General features: G+C 64.7%; 1 rRNA gene. It reads right to left on the bottom strand.

Going from position 1 to position 583, the window contains the following annotated elements:
* Positions 1-583: ribosomal RNA gene (locus ACK4IR_RS12405) — 23S ribosomal RNA — on the bottom strand; the annotation flags it as partial.

Consider the following 583-nt stretch of genomic DNA (forward strand, 5'->3'; position numbering starts at 1 on the left):
ACTTACCCGGCAAGGCATTTGGCTACCTTAAGAGGGTCAGAGTTACCCCCGGCCTTCAGCGGCGCTTCGCCCGGTTGTACCCGGGGTTCACGTACCGCCAGTGGCCAGGATTCAGCCCCCGTACACACCCTTACGGGCTCGCGGGGACCTATGTTTTTGTTAAACAGTCAGGTCCCCCTTGCCACTGCGATCTGCGGCCCCTGGGGTGTACCCAAAGGCCGCAGACACCCCTTCTCCCGAAGTTACGGGGCCAATTTGCCGAGTTCCCTGGCCCGGGGTCACCCGAGCCGCCTTGGGCTTTCCACCCAGGAACACCTGCGTCGGTTCTCGGTACGGACGCGGGGGCTCGTTCCCCGCCTCCTTTTCACGGGCCCCAGGAGTCAGGCGGACCGGGGAAACCCCCGGCTATTCCCGCCTTCGGCCAGTTCTCGCCATTACGGCACTCCCCGGCCTTCAACGGTTAAACGAGACGGCAGTCCCGCCCGCCCTATCCCGAGGCGTCGGAGGCGGGGCCTGCGTTGCCGCAAACCTACCCCCGCGGCACGGGAATTTTAACCCTTTTCCCTTTCGGCAGGCGCCAATT

It is taken from the genome of Thermosynechococcus sp., from assembly GCF_046299635.1.
In the GTDB taxonomy this organism is placed as follows: Bacteria; Cyanobacteriota; Cyanobacteriia; order Thermosynechococcales; family Thermosynechococcaceae; genus Thermosynechococcus.